Source organism: Alterirhizorhabdus solaris (assembly GCF_007785815.1).
GTDB classification, from domain to species: domain Bacteria; phylum Pseudomonadota; class Alphaproteobacteria; order Sphingomonadales; family Sphingomonadaceae; genus Alterirhizorhabdus; species Alterirhizorhabdus solaris.
Genome location: NZ_VNIM01000020.1, coordinates 1 through 17,771, shown reverse-complemented (window position 1 = coordinate 17,771; position 17,771 = coordinate 1). Strand labels below are relative to the sequence as shown.

Sequence of the window (17,771 nt, the reverse complement as noted above, 5' to 3'; positions counted from 1 at the left end):
GGCAGGATCCGGCGGCCACGAGGGCCGCCCCCTCCCCGCCTCAGAGCCGCGCGCGCAGCGTCGCGCCGATCGTGCGCGGGTCGTTCGGCGTGCCGAGGACCAGGCCGGAATTGCCTGCCTGGATCGTCAGGTTCTGGATGTAGTTCTTGTCGAACAGGTTGCGGCTGAACACCGCCACCTCCAGCCCCTCGGCGAACCGCAGGCCGATGCTGCCGTTCACTATCGTGTAGCCGCCGATGATCGTGAACGCCGATGCGGTGGGATCGCCGAAGGTGCGGCTGCGCGTATTCGAACTGACATGCAGCAGGATCGCCCCGTCACGCCCCAGCCCGTCCAGCGGATGGGCATAGTCCGCCCCCAGCGTGACCGACCATTTCGGCAGACCGGACAATCCCCGCCCGCTCAGGTCGCACGCGCTGGTGCCGGTGCCGATCCGCTCGATCGGGCATGGGCCGTTGGGGTAGGAGACGTACCTGCCCCGGCTGTAGGCGCCGGACGCGCGCAGCTGGAAATCGCGCGTCACCTGCGCGATCGCATCCGCCTCGATCCCCTTCACCCGCACCTCGGGGATGTTCGCCAGATAGGTGCGCAGCGCCACCGCCGCGCCGGTATCCGTCACGTTGGCCTGGAAATCGCGCACCGTGGTGTGGAACGCATCGATGTTCAGGGTCAGCCGGCGATCGAACAGTTGCGTCTTCAGCCCCACCTCCCAGGCGGTATTCTTCTCCGGCTTCACCACCGCGGTGTTCAGCGCGGGCTGGCCGTTGTTGTCCAGCGGCAGGCCGGACATGTTGATGCCGCCCGATTTCGCCCCGCGCGCATAGCTGACGTAGCCGCGCACCTCGTCGGTCAGCGCATAGGAGATGTTGGCGCGCCCCGTGACATCGCCGTTCCTGTCGCTGGCGGCATAGCTCTGCCCGTTCAGGATCGTGCGCTGGCTGGCGCGCTGTGCCGCCGTCACCACCGCCGGGCCGCCGAAGGTGAAGGTGTCGTAGGTGCCTTCCTTCTCCTCATAGGTGTAGCGCAAGCCCCCGGTCAGCGTCAGCCCCGGGAGCGGGCGCCAGTTCGCCTCGCCGAACGCGGCATAGCTGTCGGAACGGAAATCGGTGCGGCCGTCGCTGCCATAGCCGTCGAGCAGGTTGCTGTCGGCGAACAGCAGCCAGTAGGCGCCGCGCGGCCCGTAGATCGAGATCGGCCGGCCGGTGATCCTCTGGCGGAAGAAATACAGCCCGCCGACATAGCTGACCGGCCCGTCGCCGTTCGAGGCGACGCGCAGTTCCTGGCTGTACTGATCCTGCCGGCTCGGGATGTGCTGGGTGACCTGGATCGGGATGCCGGTATAGTCGCGGTCGTTGGCCGCATCCCAGTTCCAGAAACGACATGCCGTCACGGAGGTGAGCGTCGCGCCGCCGAAATCCCAGTCGACGATGCCGGAGACGCCGCCCTCGCTGGTGCTCACGCCCAGTTCGGCGTCGATGTCGGTCACGCGGTCATAGGGGTTCAGGCTCGGCGGGCGGTACGGGCCACCGGGCAGGTTGGCCGCCAGCGCCGGATATTGCCGCGCGGCCGCCTTCAGCGTCGGTGCGACGCGGACGTACACCTGCGTGCAGCATTCGTTCTGGAAATTGGCGAAATCGGCGATCAGGCGCACCTGCAACGCCTCCGACGGCTTGTAGAGCAACTGCCCGCGCACCGCCTGATTGCCGAGCGTGTTCTGGTCCCGCCCAACCGTCAAGTTGCGGATCACGCCGTCGCGCCGGGTGGAGAGGGCGGAGATGCGGAACGCCAGCGTATCGGTGATCGGTCCCGAGCCGGATGCCTTGGCTTGCAGGAAATTGTCGCTGCCGAACGACACCTCACCGCGCATCTCCGGCATGAAGCTGGGTAGGCGGCTGGTGATGTTGATCGCACCGGCCGTGCTGTTCTTGCCGAACAACGTGCCCTGCGGCCCGCGCAGCACCTCGATCTGCTCGATGTCGGTGAAGTCGAACGCGGCGGTGGCCGGGCGCGCGTGATACACCTGATCGACGTAGAAGCCGACGCCCGGCTCCAGCCCGTCGTTCGCCTGGCTGACCGCCACCACGCTGCTGCCCAGGCCGCGGATGGTGAAGGCGGTGTTGCGCGGATTGGCCGAGCTGTAGTTGAGGCTGGGCACGAGCTGGCTCAGCTGCGACGTGTTGACCGTATAGGAGCGGTCGATCAGCGCCGCCCCCACCACCGACAGTCCGCCCGGCACCGCCTGCGCATCCTCGGCCCGGCGGCGCGCGGTGACGATGATCTCGGGCACGCCGCCGCCCCCGTCCGTGGTCGCGCGGACCGTTGCCGGCTGCACCGCCTTTGCGGAAACGGGCAACGGCACGCCCGACCCTGCCTGCGCCAGTGCCGGCGACGCCGCCAGCGTCAGCCCGGCCGTCATCATCACCCCGATTGGTCCCCGCATCAGATCCCCCTGCAAGCCCGTGATCTCGCCCGGCTTCTCCGAGTCGATATATCCGGCGGTATACAGAGAAGATGAGTGGCGGGAAGCGCCCCCAATGACAACAAGGTCGGCGAGATCCACCCGGTGCAGAGGGGGCCGTTCGCCCTCCCCGACAGAATGCCCGGCCTGTCGCCGGTTCCGCTAGAGGCCCACCTTGTCCAGTGCCGCGCTGAGTTCCGCGCTCATCGCCTTGTCGTCCTTCGGCGTCATTCGGCCCAGAACGGTGTGGATGCGCTTCTGCGCCACCTGCAGCGTCTTGTGGCGGACCTCGCGGATCGCGTTGGTGCGCCATGAGGGGCTTTCGCCCAGCAGCGCCGCCCATTTCGCTTCCTCCGCCGCCAGCACGGCCAGCGCCAGACGGAGGCCGTCGCGGCGGCCGTGGGCATAATCATCGGACATCGGCGCCTCTCCGGGCCACGGCTACAGGAGGTCGTGCCCTAGCGGACCGCGCCCGACGTGGCGACATCGGCGATCAGTGCCCCTTTGCCGGCGAGGCCTTGCTTGACGCTCATGTCCTTGCCGCGCTCGTAACGATCGCGCCATGCGCCATAACAGGCCGGCACGCGTCTGCGATCGGGATTGTGCCAGGGAAGCTGGGTTCGAGGATGCCGCCGACCATCCGGACGAAGTCGACACCCTCGAAGTCGAACGGTATCCTGCGCAGCATCGGAGCGCTCATGCCAGCCGATCGCCTATGCGCGAGCGATCGCCTTGGCGAGACGGCACCGTTGCAACGATCGACGGCATGTGAGACACCCAGTATCACTTGTTCGATTCTGCGTGAATAAAGATAATACGGAGAGCGGAATGACGGCCGGTTTGATCGAAGACTTCCACCTCGACGTGCCCGAGGCCGCGCTGGACGACCTGCGCGATCGGCTCGCCCGGACGCGCTGGCCGGAGCGGGAGACGGTGATGGACGCCACGCAAGGCGTGCCTCTCGCCGACGCGCAGGCGTTGTGCGCCTACTGGCGCGACAGCTACGACTGGCGGCGCTGCGAGGCCCGGCTGAACGCGCTGGGCCAGTTCCGCACCACGATCGACGGGCTGGGCATCCACTTCCTTCACATCCGCTCGCCCGAACCGGATGCGCTGCCGCTGATCCTCACCCACGGCTGGCCGGGATCGGTGATCGAGTTCCTGAAGGTGATCGGGCCGCTCAGCGATCCGGCGGCGCATGGCGGCGATCGCGGGCAGGCGTTCCACCTCGTCATTCCCAGCCTGCCCGGCTACGGTTTTTCGGACAAGCCGGCCGAACACGGCTGGTCGGTCGAGCGGATCGCCGCCGCCTGGATCGAGCTGATGCGGCGCCTGGGCTATGATCGTTTCGTGGCGCAGGGCGGCGACTGGGGCTCGGCCGTCACCAGCGCGATGGCGGTGATCCGGCCGCCCGAGCTTGCAGCCATCCACCTCAACTTCGTGGTCGCGACCCCGACGGCGGACGATCTGGCGACCCTGAACGACCGCGAGAAAACGGCGATCGCAGACATGCAGCAGGTCAGCACACAGGGCCGGGCCTATGCCGAACTGCAGCGCACGCGCCCGCAGACGCTCGGCTATTCGCTGGTCGATTCGCCGGCGGGCCAGGCGGCGTGGATCTACGAGAAGCTGGCCGCGTGGACCGACAGCGGGGGCGATCCGACGACGGTGCTGAGCTACGACGAGATGCTCGACAACATCATGCTCTACTGGCTGCCCGCCGCGGGCGCGTCCTCGGCGCGGCTCTATTGGGAAAGCATGGCCGGGTTCGGTGCCGGCACGACCGACCTGCCCGTCGGGTGCAGCATCTTCCCCGGCGAGATGACCCGCCCCTCGCGGCGCTGGGCCGCGCGCAAGTACAGCAACATCGTCCACTGGGGCGAGCCGGCGCGCGGCGGCCATTTCGCCGCGTTCGAGCAACCCGCCCTGTTCGTGGACGAGCTTCGCGCCGCCTTCGCGACGATCCGCGATCGGGCACCGGCCTGATCGTATGGTTTACGCCCGGCATAACGTCTGATACCGAATGTACCATCGGTCAGGGCAACTCATGCGAAGTCGCCGTCCGATGCGGAGAGCCTGCATGAACGACGAGGAGACTGACGGCAGCGATCCACGCATGGCCGGCCTTCTCGCCTTCAACCAGCAGCGCAAGCAGGACAGTCGGGAGAAGCTGCTCGCGGCCTCGGTGCGGCTGTTCTGCAAACATGGCTACGGCGCGGTGTCGATCGACGACATCACGGCGGAAGCGGCCGTCAGCCGGATCACCTTCTATCGCCATTTCACCGGCAAGGCCGCCTTGGCGCTGGAGCTTTTCCAGCAGGCGGCGGCGGATGGCGCGCCCCGGATGCTGGCGATCGCCACGCGCGATTATCGCGACCGGGCGACGGTGGTGGAGTGGCTCCGCGAGTTCTTCGAGGGCGACCGGGTGCTCGGCGGCATCCTGCGCGTACTGGCGCAGGCCAACGTCGAGGAAGCCGGCTTCACCCAGCAGGTACAGCCTTATCTGTATCAGCTGGTCGGCTCGCTCGGGCGCAAGATCCCCGCCTTCGATCTGGAACCGGCGCTGCCCGCCGACCAGAAGCGATGGGTGAAGGCCTGGCTGCTGGTGTACACGATCATGGACCAGAGCAACCACGCCGCCTCCGACGCCGGGGTCGCCCGCAATCCGATGATGATCGAGGTGCTGGCGGACAATTTTCTCGATTTCGTCCTCACGAACGATCGGCACGGCTGAATATTCGGCCTGTCCCGCAACCGACAAGATAATTGGAGAGGCATTTGGCCCATTCTGATCTCGCAAGCGCCGACCGTGACCGGACAGACCGGGCCGTGCCGCCGTCGGTCGATGTCGTCGTCGTTGGTGCGGGCTTCGCCGGGCTGTACGCGCATTACCGCTTCCGCGAGCTCGGCCTGACCGCCTTCGGCTTCGAGGCCGCGCCCGAAATCGGCGGCACCTGGTTCTGGAACCGCTACCCCGGCGCGCGCTGCGACGTGGAGAGCCTGGACTACGCCTATTCGTTCGCGCCCGAAGTGCTGGACGGCTGGCGCTGGAGCGAACGCTTCGCCACCCAGCCGGAGATATTGCAATACGCCAACCATGTCGCCGACAGGTTCGATCTGCGCCGCGAGATCGCCTTCGAGACACGCGTGACCTCGGCCGATTTAGACGAGAGCGCCAACGAGTGGCTCGTCCGCACCGATCGCGGAGACACCGTGCGCTGCAGATACCTGATGACGGCGGTCGGCAGCCTCTCGCTGCCCAAGCCACCGGAAATCGATGGCCTCGACGACTATCGGGGCCGCTGGGTGCAGACCGGCGCCTGGCCGCGCGAGCCGGTGGACGTGGCGGGCAAGCGGGTCGCGGTGATCGGCACCGGCTCGTCGGGCATTCAGTCGATCCCGATTCTTGCCGAGCAGGCAGCGCACCTCACCGTCTTCCAGCGCACGCCCAACTTCAGCGTGCCGGCGCACAACGGCCCGGTCGATCCGGCCTACGAAGCCGAGGTCCGCGCCGATCATGCCGCGCACCACAAGCGCAACCGCCGCACCAAGGGCGGCGTGCCGTCGCGTATCAACACCGGCCTGCCGGCGATGTCGGTATCGGAGGAGGAGCGCCGCGCCCGGTTCGAGGAGGCGTGGGGCTTCGGCACGTTCAGCCTGCAATCGGTGTTCAGCGACATTTCAAGCAATCCGGATTCGAACGCCGCCGCCGCCGCCTTCGTCCATGAAAAGATCCGCAGCGTCGTCAAGGATCCCGCGACCGCCGAGACGCTGATGCCGAAGAGCTTCCCGTTCGGCACCAAGCGGCTGTGCCTCGACACCGGCTATTATGCGACGTTCAACCGCGACAACGTGGATCTGGTCGATATCCGCGAGACGCCGATCGAGCGCATCACGGCGGACGGCATCCGGACGACGGAGCAGGAGTATCCGTTCGACCTGATCGTGTTCGCCACCGGCTTCGATGCCGTCACCGGGCCGCTGCTGGCGCTGAACATCACCGGCGTGAACGGCGTCACCCTGCGCGAAGCGTGGGCGGACGGGCCACAGAGCTACCTCGGGCTGATGATCGCGGGGTTTCCCAACCTGTTCACGGTCAACGGCCCGTCCAGCCCCTCGGTGCTGGCCAACATGCTCCAGACGATCGAGCATCACGTCGACTGGATCGCCGACACCATCGACCATCTGGAAAAGAACGGCCTCACCCGGATAGAGGCCGATGCCGACGCGCAGGTCGCCTGGGCTCACGAGGTGGCGAACATGGCGGAAAAGACGCTCTATACCAAGGCCAACAGCTGGTACATGGGCGCCAACGTGCCGGGCAAGCCGCGCGTGTTCCTGATGTATATCGGCGGGCTGGACCGCTACGTCGAGCGGGTCGAGTCGATCGTCGCGGACGATTATGCCGGCTTCACGCTGTCGGCCGGCGGCGACAGGATGCCCGCCGTTCGCACGCCGGCCACCGCCGCCGCAGGAGCGCACTGATGGAGTTCCGGGGATCGGTGGCCGCCATCACGGGGGCGGCCGGCGGCATCGGCTTCGCGCTGGCGCAGGAAGCCGTCCGTCGCGGGATGGCGGTCGTCCTTTCGGACATCCGGGAGGATGCGCTGGAGGCGGCGCGAAAGTCCCTTTCCGAGTTGGGCGGAGATGTGCTGGCCGTGCGGGCCGACGTCACCAGCTCCGCCGAGGTTGAGGCGCTGGCGTCGGCCGCCGTCGAACGCTTCGGCAAGGTCAATCTGCTCATCAACAATGCCGGCGCGTTCGTCGCCAGCCTGGCGTGGGAGACGCCCGAGGCGCAGCTCGACTGGATTCTCGACCTCAACGTCAAGAGCATCGCGCACGGCATCCGCGCGTTCGTGCCACGCATGATCGCGCAGGGGGATCCGTGCCACGTCGTCACCGTCGCCTCGGCGGCGGCGATCACCGTCTATCCGGGCTACGCCACCTATTCGACGAGCAAGCATGCCGCGCTGGCGCTGACGGAGGCGCTGTACATGGATCTGGCGGCGGAGGAGATCGACAGCATCGGCGTCACCATCGCGATGCCGACGATCATCCAGACCGACATCATGTCCCCCGAAAAGGCCAGCCCCGCCGCGCTGGCGCTGGCCGAGGGCGCGCGGTTCAGGCATCGCACGGTGCGCGCGATGGAGCAGATGATGCGCAACCATGTCGCCAGCGGCCACGCGATGGGCGCCGACGAGGTGGCCCGCCAGACGTTCGACGCGATCGCCGGGCGGCGGCTCTACGTGCTGCCCGGCCATGACGGCGAGGCGGACGTCGCCAAGGCGACCTCGATCGCCGTCGGTCGCGCATCGGGCACGAACCCCTATCCGCCGATCCTGGACGCCATCCTGCAATCGATCGGGCGCGCGGAGACGACCGCCGCCCCCGGCCACGCCCCTGCCTGAGAGGAGAACCGCAATGACGGCGCGTTACGACATCATCGTCCGGGGCGGCCTCGTCGTCGACGGCACCGGCGCCGAACCGAAGCACGCCGATATCGCGATCGCGGGCGGGATCATCCGGGCGGTCGGCACGGTCGACGGCACGGCGGCCGAGGAGATCGACGCCACCGGCCTGCTGGTGACGCCGGGCTTCATCGACCTGCACACCCATTACGACGGACAGGCCGTCTGGTCGCAGCGGATGAACCCGTCGTCATCGCATGGCGTGTCGACGGTGATCCTCGGCAACTGCGGCGTCGGCTTCGCGCCGTGCCGCCCGGGCGACCGCGAACTGCTGTGCGCCACGATGGAGGGTGTCGAGGACATTCCCGGCGTGGTGATGAAGGAAGGGCTGACCTGGGACTGGGAGACCTTCCCCGAATATATGGACGTGATCGGCGCCCGGCCGCGCGACATCGACATCGGCGTCTTCGCGCCGCATTCGCCGGTGCGGGTGAACGTGATGGGGGAGCGCGGCGCCAACCGCGAGGTGCCGACCCGCGCGGACCTCGCCGGCATGCAGGCGATCGTGAAGGAAGCGGTGGAGATCGGCGCGCTCGGCTTCGCCACCTCGCGCACGGCGGTGGACCGGCGCAGCGACGGCGCGCTGATCCCCAGCTTCGACGCCGGCGAGAACGAGCTGGTCGCCGCCGCACAGGCGGTGAAGGACGCTGGCGGCGGGCTGATCCAGCTGATCCCCGAGCTCGGCATGACCGGACTGACGCCGGCGGAGGAATTCGCGCTCATCAAGGGGGTCAGCGATGCCGTAGGCCTGCCGATCACCTACACCATCGTGATGTCGCGCAAGAACCCGGCGTTCGGGCAGGAGTTGCTGCGGCTGACGCAGGCGCACAACCGCGATGGCGGCGCACCGATCCACGCGCAATATTTCCCCCGGCCGGTGGGGATGATGGCCAGCTTCGATCTGACCAGCAACCCGTGGGTCAACACCCCGGCCTACAAGGCGATCGCCCACCTGCCGCTGGCGGAACGCGTCGTGGAACTGCGCAAGCCGGAGGTGCGGGCGCGCATCCTGGCGGACGAGCCGGACGAGGCGCTGCTGCCGCTGACCACGATGACCCGGCAGTATGACGTGATGTTCGAGTTGCCCGATCCGCCCTGCTACGAGCCGGCGCGCGGCACCAGCATCGCCGACCGGGCCGCGCGCGAGGGCCGTCCCGCCGCCGAACTGGCCTACGACCTGCTGCTGGAGAACGACGGCAAGGGCATGCTGCTGGTCGCGTTCGGCAATTTCGCCAACGACAGCCTCGATTTCATGTTCGACTTCTTCGACGATCCCCACGCCGTCATGGGGCTGGGCGACGGCGGCGCGCATTACGGGCTGATCTGCGATTCCAGCTACCCCACCTTCGTGCTCACCCACTGGACGCGCGACCGCCAGGGCCGCAGGCTCGCCATCGAGGAGGCCGTGCGCCTGATGACCTCGCATCCGGCCGCCATCGTCGGCTTCCGCGATCGCGGCGTGATCGCGCCGGGCTACAAGGCGGACGTCAACGTCATCGACTACGACGGCCTGACCCTGCACGCGCCAGAGATCGCCGACGACCTGCCCGGCGGCGGCCGCCGGCTGGACCAGCGCGCCAACGGCTATCGCTACATGATCGTCGCGGGCGAGATCATCACCCGCGACGACCGGCCGACCGGCGCGCTGCCCGGCAAGCTGGTGCGCGGGGCGCAGGCCGCCCCCGCCCCGGCGCTCGCCGCCTGAATTCCCCCGAAAACGAGGATACCCGATGAAAGCTGCCATTCTTCGCGCCGCCCGTGAACCCCTGACGATCGAGACGGTGGAACTCGACGGCCCCCGCCCGGAAGAGGTTCGCATCCGCGTGGCGGGAAGCGGCCTGTGCCACAGCGACTATCACGTGATGTCGGGCGACCTTGGTTCCCCCTTCCCGATCGTGCTCGGCCACGAGGCGTCGGGCATCGTCGAGGCGGTGGGCAGCGACGTGCGCGGGCTGGCCCCCGGCGACCGCGTCGTCACCTGCACCTCGATCTACTGCGGCCATTGCGGCGATTGCCAGGATGGCCACAACCACCTGTGCAGCGACAAGCCCGTCCGCCCGCAGCCGCAGACGAACTCGCCGATCCGCCAGAACGGCGAGGCCATCCAGCAGTTCTGCAACCTGGGCGCGTTCGCCGAGGAGATGATCGTCCACCGCAGCGCCGTCTCGAAACTGCCGGAGGGGATGCCGCTGGATGTCGCGGCGGTGCTCGGCTGCGCGGTGCTCACCGGGATCGGCTCGGTCACGGCGGGCGCGGACGTGAAGCCCGGCAGCAAGGTCGTGGTGCTCGGCTGCGGCGGCGTCGGCCTTAACGTGGTGCAGGGCGCGCGGCTGGCCGGCGCGGCGCAGATCATCGCGGTCGATCTCAACCCCGCCAAGCTCGAACTCGCCCGCGCGTTCGGCGCGACCGACGTGGTGCTGGGCGGCGAAGGGGCGGTCGAGCGGGTGATCGAGGCGACCGGCGGCGGCGCGGACTATGCCTTCGAGGTGATCGGCATTCCGGCGGTGCAGCGGCAGGCCTTCATGATGCTGCGCAAGCGCGGCACGCTGATGATCGTCGGCATCACCAGGATGGACGCCGAACTGAGCGTTCCCGCGCTGGCGCTGCTCGGCAAGGAGATCCGCATCATCGGCTCGAACATGGGATCGGTGCCGTTCCAGCGCGTGATCCCCACCTATGCGCAGCTCTACCTAGACGGTCGTCTGACGCTCGATCCCCTGATCTCGCAACGTATCGCGCTGGAGCAGATCAACGAGGGGTACGAGCAGTTGATCGCGGGTGAGACGGCGCGTAGCGTGATCGTCTTCGATCATTGATCCGGATCGCCGCCGACAGAGACCGACCGGACGCCGCCGCATGACGCCGGCAGGCCCCCATTACAGGAAGAGGTTATCATGAGCACTATCGCCCCCCGCGCCAGCCATGTCCGCCAGCCGCGCGCGCTGTTCATCGGCGGGGACTGGATCGAGCCGTCCGCCTCCACCACGTTCGACGTGGTGGACAGCACCAGCGAGGAGACGTTCCTCACCGTCGCCGAGGCGCAGGCGCCCGATATCGAGCGGGCGGTGGCCGCCGCACGCAACGCCTTCGACAATGGCCCGTGGCCGCGGATGAGCCCCGCCGAGCGCGGCGCGTTCCTCACCCGCATCGCCGATGCGTGGGAACAGAAGCGCGAGGCGCTGGCCGATACCTGGGCATCTGAATCGGGCGTGCTGCGCTCGATGTCGATCCACTCGGCCAAGGGCGTCGCCGATGTGTTCCGTTATTACGCCGGCCTCGGCGAGACCTTCGCCTGGGAGGAGAAGCACACGTCCGCCTCGGGCCTGCCCGCGCTGCTGGTGCGCGAGCCGGTCGGCGTGGTCGCCGCGATCATCCCGTGGAACGCGCCGCATTCGCTGATGTCGTACAAGGTGGCCGCCGCGCTGATCGCCGGCTGCACGGTGATCGTCAAGGCCTCGCCCGAGGCGCCGGCCGCGCCCTATTTCCTCGCGGAAATCTGCGAGGAGGTCGGCCTGCCCGCCGGTGTCGTCAACGTGCTGACCGCCGAGCGCGAAGTGTCCGAACTGCTCGTTCGCAACCCGGGCGTGGACAAGGTGAGCTTCACCGGCTCGACCGCCGCCGGGCGCAAGATCGCCTCGATCTGCGGGGAGCGGGTCGCGCGGGTCACGCTGGAACTGGGCGGAAAGTCCCCGGCCGTGATCCTCGACGACTATGACATCGCCAAGGCGGCGACCACGATCGCGCGCATGGCGCCGCTGATGACCGGGCAGGTCTGCTCCTCGCTCACCCGCATCATCGTCAGCGACAAGCGGCACGACGACTTCGTCGACGCGCTCTCCGCCTCGTTCGGCGGCATCAAGGTCGGCGACCCGTTCGATGCGTCGAGCCAGATGGGGCCGCTGGCGATGGGCCGGCAGCGCGACCGGGTGGAGGGCCTGATCGCGCAGGCCAAATCGGAAGGATCGCGGCTGGCCACCGGCGGCGGGCGCCCCGCGCACCTCAACCGCGGTTATTTCATCGAGCCGACGGTGTTCGCCAACGTGGACAACAACTCCACCATCGCGCGCGAGGAGATCTTCGGCCCGGTGCTGAGCGTGATCGCCGCCTCCAGCGAGGAGCATGCGATCGAACTCGCCAACGATACCATCTACGGCCTCAACAGCAGCGTATTCACCAACGATCCCGAGCGCGCCTATGCGGTCGGCCGCCGGCTGCGCGCGGGCACCGTGGGGCACAACAGCTTCCGCTCCGATTTCGGCATCGCGTTCGGCGGGTTCAAGCAGTCGGGCATCGGCCGTGAGGGCGGCGTCGAGGGGCTGCACCCCTATCTCGAAGCCAAGACGATGATCTTCGAGACGGCGCCCGAAGCCGCCGCCTGACGGATCAAGACGACGGCGCCGCCGCCCGCAGCCCGGGTGACGGCGCCGTCCAAACCGCTGCCGTCAGGGGAGAAGCGCGCGCATGTGGCATGACCTCACCGCCGATCAGGCGCTGTTCCGCGACACGACCGCACGGTTCCTGGGCGAGCGCGTGCCGCTGGCCCGCCTGCGCGAGAACCGGAACGATCCGGCCGGTTTCGACCCGGGCTATTGGGCCGACGGCGCGGCGCTCGGCTGGACCATGCCGCTGGTCGACGAAGCGGACGGCGGCGGCAGCGTCAGCGGCCGGGGTACGGTCGATCTCGCGCTGATCGCCTACGAGTTCGGCCGTCACGCCGCCCCCGGCCCGCTCGTGGACTGCAACGTGGTGGCCTCGGCCCTGTCCGGCCAGCCGGGTGACCTGCCCCGCGCCGTGCTCGACGGACTGATCGCCGGCACGACCATCGCCACCGCCTGCCTCGGCGCCGCGCCCTGGCAGGAGCCGGACGTGACGATCCGCCGCGACGGCGACGATTTCGTGATCGACGGATCGGTCCGCCCCGTGGAGGCCGCCGGGCAGGCCGCGTATTTGCTGGTCAGCGGGCGGAGCGAGAGCGGCGGCGCGACCCAGCTTCTCGTCCCCACCGGCGAGGCCGGTGTCGGGATACGGGCGCTGAAGGGCCTCGACGTCAGCCGCCGCTTCGCCGCCGTGACGTTCGATTCCGTTCGCGCGCCGGCGGCAGCGCTCGTCGGCGATCATGGTCGCGCGGACGATCAGATCGCGCGGCAGGTGCGGCATGCCGCCGTCATGCTCTCGGCGGAATCGGTCGGGGCGATGGACGCGGCCTTTGCGATGACGCTCGACTGGGCGTTCGATCGCTACGCCTTCGGCCGCGCCCTCGCTTCCTATCAGGCGCTCAAGCACCGCTTTGCCGACATGAAGAGCTGGCTGGAGGCGAGCCATGCGATCAGCGATGCCGCAGCGGACGCGGTGGCGGACGACACGCCGCTGGCCGCCGACACCGCCAGCGCCGCCAAGGCCTATATCGGCCACCACGGCCCCGAACTCGCGCAGGAATGCGTGCAGATGCACGGCGGCATCGGCGTGACCTACGAGCACGACCTCCACTTTTTCCTGCGGCGGGTCACCCTCAACCGGCTGCTGTACGGCACGCCGGCGGACCACAGGCGGCTGCTGGCCGCCATGCAGATCGGGCGGGAGACGCGGGCATGAGCGACAGCGGGGAAAGCGTCGAGGATTTTCGCCACCGCGCGCGCGGCTGGATCGCGGCGAACCTGGGGCCGGTGCAGCCCTGGGATCTGGATCAGGATTGCGCGGACGACGCCGCCGAACTGGTTGCCGTCGCGCGCGATCGCGCATTGCAGCGCAAATTGTACGACGGCGGTTTCGCGGGCATCTGCTTTCCGCGTGAATATGGCGGGCTGGGCCTGTCGCCCGACCACCAGCGCGCGTTCAACGAGGAACTGGCCGGGCACGAATTCCCCTCGCGCTTCATGGTGCCCACCTTCACGCCCTGCGCCGCGATCCTGCTGGAATTCGGCACGCCGGAGCAGAAGGCGAGGCACATTCCGCCGATCCTGAAGGGCGATGCCTTCTGGGTGCAGATGCTGTCCGAGCCGGGCGGCGGATCGGACGTGGCGGGCGCCACCACGGCGGCGGTCCGCGACGGCGACGACTGGATCCTCAACGGATCGAAGGTGTGGACCTCGCGCGCCTATTGGGCGGACTGGGGCCTGTGCCTCGCCCGGACCGACTGGAACGTGCCGAAGCATCAGGGCCTCACCGTCTTCATGCTGCCGTTGCGCCAGCCCGGCATCGAGATTCGCCGGATCGAGCGGCTGAATGGCGAATCAGAAGCCTGTCAGGAATTCTTCACCGATGTCCGCATACCCGACAGCGATCGCGTGGGCGCCGTCAACGGCGGCTGGACGGTCGGCAGCCGCTGGATGTTCCACGAGCGGATGGCCGCCAACTCGCCCTACGTCACCCGGCCGACCGGACTGAGCGGCGGGGGCACGAGGGGGTCGCCGCTGGTGGCGATGGCCGCCACTGCCGGGCGCCTCGACGACCCCATCGCGCGGGAGCTGATCGGCGAGGCCCGCGCGCTCGATATCGTCACCCATTCGCTCAACCGCCGGCTCGCCGCCGCGGCCGCCTCCGGCACCGCGAACGTGGATGGATCGGCGATCGGCCGGCTGTTCCACGGCATGGCGGCCGTCCGCCGCACGACGATCGCATTCGATCTGGCCGGATCGGACGCCGCCGCATGGAGCGAGGCGGACGAGGCGGAAAACGGGGCGCCGGGCATGGACTTCCTGCTGCGCCAGGTGGCCTGCATCGGCGGCGGCACGACGGAGATCGCGCGCAACGTGGTGAGCGAGCGCATTCTGGGGATGCCGCGCGAGCCATCGGGCGACCACGGCGTGGCGTTTCGCGATGTGCCGCGCGGGCCGAGCCGCTGAACCGGGCACGGCCTTCCCCGCTTGCACGACCGCGCGCCGCCGTCGTGGCAACCGCAGTAGTCGGAGTAACGCGGCCTCCGGAACGGGTCGTTCCCCATTCCCCGATCGGCGCCGCGCTGATAGCGGTGCGCGAGGAGGGCCTTAACCGATGATCGACGCCGACGACCAGCAAGCCGGCGATGCGTCCGTTTCTCCCGCAACCGGGGAAGACGACGCACTGCCCGCCGGCAAGCGCCCCGCGCGTGGGACCGGGCGGCGGCTGCACGGCGCGATCGCCCGCAAACTCGGCACCGCCATCCTGGCCGGCGAGTTTGCCCCGGGCAGCCTGCTGTCGAGCGAGGTCGAGTTCTCCGAGGCGCTCGGCGTATCGCGCGGCGCCTATCGCGAGGCGGTGCAGGTGCTCACCGCCAAGGGTCTGGTCGAAAGCCGCCCGAAGGCCGGCACCCGCATCCTCCCGCGCGAACGCTGGAACCTGCTCGATCCCGAAGTCCTCGCCTGGGCCTTTGCCGGGGAGCCGGACGTGCATTTCGTGCACAACCTGTTCGAACTTCGCGCGGTCGTGGAACCGGCCGCCGCCGCCTTCGCCGCCGAGCGCCGCAATCGCGACGACCTCAAGCTGATGAAGGACGCGCTGGCCAACATGCGGCGGCACTCGCTGGCGACGGATGCCGGCCGCGCCGCCGATCGCGACTTTCACGATGCGATCCTCCGGGCGACGGGAAACGACGCGATGATGGCGCTGAGCGCCAGTATCGGCGCGGCGGTGAACTGGACGACCCAGTACAAGCAGCGCGCGCGTGGCCTGCCCCGCAACGCGATTCCCGATCATGCGAAGGTCTACGAGGCGATCCTGGCGGGCGATGCCGCGGCGGCGAGCGCGGCGATGCGCATCCTCGTCGATCTGGCGCTGGAGGATACCAGCAACGCCATGCAGGGCTGAGCCCGCCCGGGACTCGATCCCTGCCGGGCGGTGATCGGTCGTCGCGTTCATTTCATTCACGGTGGGGCAATTTTTCGACGCTGCACGAATCGCACCTGAACCCTCACCGCCCACCGACAGATGCCTTGCCCTCCACCGGAATGTCGGACTAAACAGGTGTAAGGCGCGGGAACGACACCCGGAAAAGCCAGGGGGCGGAACATGCGGAAGACGGTGCGCGCAGGATTGATTGCGGCGGCCACGGTCGCGCTTTGCGCGGGAACGGCGGCGGGCGCTGCGGTCGCCAGGCGGATGCCGGCGGGCAAGCTGGCGGACGGCACCACCGTGGAGGCGAGCACGCTCTCCAACCAGCATGGCGTCTCGGCTCGGGGCCTCACCTACGGCGCGACGCTCCAGTCCCTGATCGGCCCCGATCGCAACGGCCGGCCGGCCGACGTGATCCTCGGCTACGACGATACGACCGCCTATGAGGCGCACCCCAATTATTTCGGCGTCACGGTGGGGCGCTATGCCAACCGCATCGCCGGCGGCAAGTTCGTGTTGGATGGCAAGACGTACCAGCTGCCGCTGAACGACAAGGTCAATTCGCTTCACGGCGGCGGCAAGGGCTTCGACAAGCAGAATTGGTCGGTCGCCTCCGTCACCAGCGGTGCATCCGCCAGCGTGGTTCTCGCCCACCGCAGCCCGGACGGCGCCTCGGGCTATCCGGGCGCGCTCGACGCGACCGTCACGTATGCGCTGGACGAGAGCAACGCGCTCACCATCACCTTCGCCGCGACGACGACAAAGCCGACCGTGGTCAACATGACCAATCACGCGATCTTCAACCTGGCCGGCGAGGGATCGAGCGAAGGCGCGACCTTCCACCACCTGACGATCCCCGCCGCGGCCTACACCCCGATCGACTTCGCCCTCATCCCCACCGGGGAACGTCGTCCGGTCACGGGCACCGTCTTCGACTTCCGCGCCCCCCGCGTGATCGCCGACGGCATCCGCGACGGGCGCGACGAGCAGATCCGTTTCGGGCGCGGTTACGACCATAACTTCGCGCTCGACAAGGGGCTTACCGCCACGCCGCAGCTGGCGGCACGGCTGGAGGACCCGAAATCCGGCCGGGTGCTGGAAGTGCTGAGCACCGAGCCGGGCCTGCAATTCTACACCGGCAATTTTCTCGACGGGACGTTCATCGGCAAGCAGGGCCACGTCTACCGGATGGGCGACGGCATCGCGCTGGAGCCGCAGAAATTTCCGGACGCGCCGAACCAGCCCGCGTTCGTCTCCTCCCGTGTCGATCCCGGCAAGCCCTACCGGCATGTCATGATCTACCGCCTCACCACCGCCCGCTGACGGAACCCCGATGACCGATATGCCTTCCGCCGCGCCCAAGCTCCGCTCGCGCGCCTGGTTCGACAACCCCGACAACATCGACATGACCGCGCTTTATCTGGAGCGTTACCTCAACTTCGGTATCAGCCTCGAGGAGTTGCAATCCGGCCGCCCGATCATCGGTATCGCACAGACCGGCAGCGATCTTTCCCCCTGCAACCGCCACCATCTCGTGCTGGCCGAGCGGGTGCGCGAGGGCATCCGCGAAATGGGCGGCATCCCGCTCGAATTCCCCGTCCACCCGATCCAGGAGACGGGCAAGCGCCCCACCGCCGGGCTTGACCGCAACCTCGCCTATCTCGGCCTCGTTGAGGTGCTGTACGGCTACCCGCTCGACGGCGTGGTGCTGACGATCGGCTGCGACAAGACGACGCCGGCCTGCCTGATGGCGGCCGCCACGGTAAACATCCCGGCGATCGCGCTGTCGGTCGGCCCGATGCTGAACGGCTGGCACAAGGGCGAGCGCACCGGATCGGGCACGATCGTGTGGAAGGCGCGGCAGATGATGGCGGCCGGCGAACTCGACCAGTCCGGCTTCATCAAGCTCGTCGCCTCGTCCGCGCCCTCCACCGGCTATTGCAACACGATGGGCACCGCCACGACGATGAACTCGCTGGCCGAGGCGCTGGGCATGTCGCTGCCCGGCTCGGCGGCGATCCCCGCGCCCTATCGCG

14 protein-coding genes are annotated in these 17,771 nt (G+C 68.7%); 12 read left to right on the top strand and 2 right to left on the bottom strand.

Annotated elements, in window-relative coordinates:
• Nucleotides 1–40 precede the first annotated feature (40 nt).
• Together FOY91_RS06980 and FOY91_RS06975 are read right to left on the bottom strand one after the other, a co-directional pair.
• On the bottom strand, nt 41–2,440 hold the full coding sequence (locus tag FOY91_RS06980; protein WP_238995289.1) for a TonB-dependent receptor: 2,400 nt from the start codon (nt 2,438–2,440) through the stop codon (nt 41–43).
• A gap of 180 nt (nt 2,441–2,620) precedes the next feature.
• A complete protein-coding gene (locus FOY91_RS06975) occupies nt 2,621–2,878 on the bottom strand; it encodes a hypothetical protein (protein ID WP_145149487.1) in 258 nt (85 codons plus the stop codon).
• A 408-nt stretch (nt 2,879–3,286) separates the two neighbouring features.
• On the opposite strand from FOY91_RS06975, the gene FOY91_RS06970 reads away from it, so the two are divergent.
• From FOY91_RS06970 to FOY91_RS06915, 12 genes are all read left to right on the top strand, one after another.
• Complete coding sequence (locus FOY91_RS06970; RefSeq protein ID WP_145149485.1) at nt 3,287–4,444, top strand: epoxide hydrolase family protein; 1,158 nt, start codon at nt 3,287–3,289, stop codon at nt 4,442–4,444.
• 94 nt (nt 4,445–4,538) lie between these two features.
• Nucleotides 4,539–5,192 carry a TetR/AcrR family transcriptional regulator gene (locus FOY91_RS06965; protein WP_162527168.1) on the top strand — a complete coding sequence of 218 codons (654 nt, stop codon included), beginning with the start codon at nt 4,539–4,541 and terminating at the stop codon, nt 5,190–5,192.
• A 44-nt stretch (nt 5,193–5,236) separates the two neighbouring features.
• Entirely contained in the window at nt 5,237–6,943 is a 1,707-nt protein-coding gene (locus FOY91_RS06960) for a flavin-containing monooxygenase (RefSeq protein ID WP_238995288.1), read from the top strand.
• A complete protein-coding gene (locus tag FOY91_RS06955; RefSeq protein WP_145149482.1) occupies nt 6,943–7,869 on the top strand; it encodes an SDR family NAD(P)-dependent oxidoreductase in 927 nt (308 codons plus the stop codon). Before FOY91_RS06960 ends, FOY91_RS06955 begins: the two co-directional genes overlap by 1 nt.
• A gap of 13 nt (nt 7,870–7,882) precedes the next feature.
• On the top strand, nt 7,883–9,634 hold the full coding sequence (locus FOY91_RS06950) for an N-acyl-D-amino-acid deacylase family protein (protein ID WP_145149480.1): 1,752 nt from the start codon (nt 7,883–7,885) through the stop codon (nt 9,632–9,634).
• Between the two features lie 25 nt (nt 9,635–9,659).
• Nucleotides 9,660–10,745: a Zn-dependent alcohol dehydrogenase gene (locus FOY91_RS06945; RefSeq protein WP_145149478.1), complete on the top strand. Its 1,086-nt coding sequence runs from the start codon at nt 9,660–9,662 to the stop codon at nt 10,743–10,745.
• A 78-nt stretch (nt 10,746–10,823) separates the two neighbouring features.
• Nucleotides 10,824–12,308, top strand: a complete 1,485-nt coding sequence (locus FOY91_RS06940) for an aldehyde dehydrogenase (RefSeq protein WP_145149476.1) — start codon at nt 10,824–10,826, stop codon at nt 12,306–12,308.
• Between the two features lie 82 nt (nt 12,309–12,390).
• Complete coding sequence (locus tag FOY91_RS06935; protein ID WP_145149474.1) at nt 12,391–13,521, top strand: acyl-CoA dehydrogenase family protein; 1,131 nt, start codon at nt 12,391–12,393, stop codon at nt 13,519–13,521.
• Nucleotides 13,518–14,771, top strand: a complete 1,254-nt coding sequence (locus FOY91_RS06930; RefSeq protein ID WP_145149472.1) for an acyl-CoA dehydrogenase family protein — start codon at nt 13,518–13,520, stop codon at nt 14,769–14,771. The genes FOY91_RS06935 and FOY91_RS06930 overlap by 4 nt, the downstream gene beginning before the upstream one ends.
• A 151-nt stretch (nt 14,772–14,922) precedes the next feature.
• On the top strand, nt 14,923–15,711 hold the full coding sequence (locus FOY91_RS06925; protein WP_420822864.1) for a FadR/GntR family transcriptional regulator: 789 nt from the start codon (nt 14,923–14,925) through the stop codon (nt 15,709–15,711).
• A gap of 201 nt (nt 15,712–15,912) precedes the next feature.
• The gene (locus FOY91_RS06920) at nt 15,913–17,058 is read left to right on the top strand and encodes an aldose epimerase family protein (RefSeq protein ID WP_145149468.1); all 1,146 of its coding nucleotides are present in this window, start codon (nt 15,913–15,915) and stop codon (nt 17,056–17,058) included.
• A 10-nt stretch (nt 17,059–17,068) separates the two neighbouring features.
• The coding region (locus FOY91_RS06915; protein WP_203234513.1) for a dihydroxy-acid dehydratase domain-containing protein at nt 17,069–17,771 on the top strand (703 nt) is incomplete at its 3' end.

Excerpts from the sequence above, each read along its gene's own strand:
- FOY91_RS06975 (WP_145149487.1), bottom strand. The coding sequence starts at position 2,878 with ATGTCCGATGATTATGCCCACGGCCGCCGCGACGGCCTCCGTCTGGCG.
- FOY91_RS06940 (WP_145149476.1), top strand. The coding sequence starts at position 10,824 with ATGAGCACTATCGCCCCCCGCGCCAGCCATGTCCGCCAGCCGCGCGCG.
- FOY91_RS06970 (WP_145149485.1), top strand. The coding sequence starts at position 3,287 with ATGACGGCCGGTTTGATCGAAGACTTCCACCTCGACGTGCCCGAGGCC.
- FOY91_RS06965 (WP_162527168.1), top strand. The coding sequence starts at position 4,539 with ATGAACGACGAGGAGACTGACGGCAGCGATCCACGCATGGCCGGCCTT.
- FOY91_RS06945 (WP_145149478.1), top strand. The coding sequence starts at position 9,660 with ATGAAAGCTGCCATTCTTCGCGCCGCCCGTGAACCCCTGACGATCGAG.
- FOY91_RS06955 (WP_145149482.1), top strand. The coding sequence starts at position 6,943 with ATGGAGTTCCGGGGATCGGTGGCCGCCATCACGGGGGCGGCCGGCGGC.
- FOY91_RS06950 (WP_145149480.1), top strand. The coding sequence starts at position 7,883 with ATGACGGCGCGTTACGACATCATCGTCCGGGGCGGCCTCGTCGTCGAC.
- FOY91_RS06980 (WP_238995289.1), bottom strand. The coding sequence starts at position 2,440 with ATGCGGGGACCAATCGGGGTGATGATGACGGCCGGGCTGACGCTGGCG.
- FOY91_RS06935 (WP_145149474.1), top strand. The coding sequence starts at position 12,391 with ATGTGGCATGACCTCACCGCCGATCAGGCGCTGTTCCGCGACACGACC.
- FOY91_RS06920 (WP_145149468.1), top strand. The coding sequence starts at position 15,913 with ATGCGGAAGACGGTGCGCGCAGGATTGATTGCGGCGGCCACGGTCGCG.
- FOY91_RS06930 (WP_145149472.1), top strand. The coding sequence starts at position 13,518 with ATGAGCGACAGCGGGGAAAGCGTCGAGGATTTTCGCCACCGCGCGCGC.